This is a genomic window from Clostridium sp. CF012, assembly GCF_018861755.1.
Taxonomy (GTDB): domain Bacteria; phylum Bacillota; class Clostridia; order Clostridiales; family Clostridiaceae; genus Clostridium_AD.
Genome location: NZ_JAHLEF010000128.1, coordinates 1 through 685 on the forward strand (window position 1 = coordinate 1; position 685 = coordinate 685).

Annotated in this window: 1 protein-coding gene; it reads right to left on the reverse strand. The window is 29.1% G+C overall.

Translation table 11 applies throughout. From position 1 onward, the window contains the following. Positions 1 to 164 precede the first annotated feature (164 nt). A partial coding sequence (locus KPL50_RS26665; RefSeq protein WP_216301474.1) for an SPOCS domain-containing protein occupies positions 165 to 685 on the reverse strand: 521 nt, incomplete at its 5' end.

The window sequence follows — 685 nt, forward strand, 5'->3', positions numbered from 1 at the left end:
CAATATTGCTATTAAAATTAGTATATTACAACAAAATTAATATTGCTACACAAAATTTAAAATAAGATACTATAATTAAAGCCCTAATGTGTTATTTACAACACATTAGGGCTAATTCCACCTAAAATAAATATCAATTTTTAAATACACCAAAGGTTATTTAATTAGATAATTATTCTACCTGGTATTATAAGTTTTTGCGAAACTTTTATAACATTTGGATCTTCTATTTGATTAACTCTTGCAATGTCTTGAATTGTAGTATTATATTTTTTAGCTATTTTCCACAATGTATCCGCAACTTGAACTACATAAATAGTAACACTAGCTCTTTTAGCAGGTACTTCACCCTCTATTGGATAAACATCAACTAAGAATTTCTTTTGTACCATATAATTTACACGTACATACACTTTTACAACAGCCCTAACCGCTATATTTCCTGCCTCAATATCTACATTTATATTCTCCATTGATACTCTACACATGCTGCTCATATTTATCTTAGATCCTAATATATCGGCTCCACATGTGAAAGGAATCTCCTCAGACACAGCAGATAAATATTTTTCTTCATCATCACTTCTGTATAGCACCGTTACATTCATTATACCGTCAATTATAACCTTATCCTCTATTACCTTTTTATCTGTTATACAAACAGTCGCATTAGTCATAATAATCT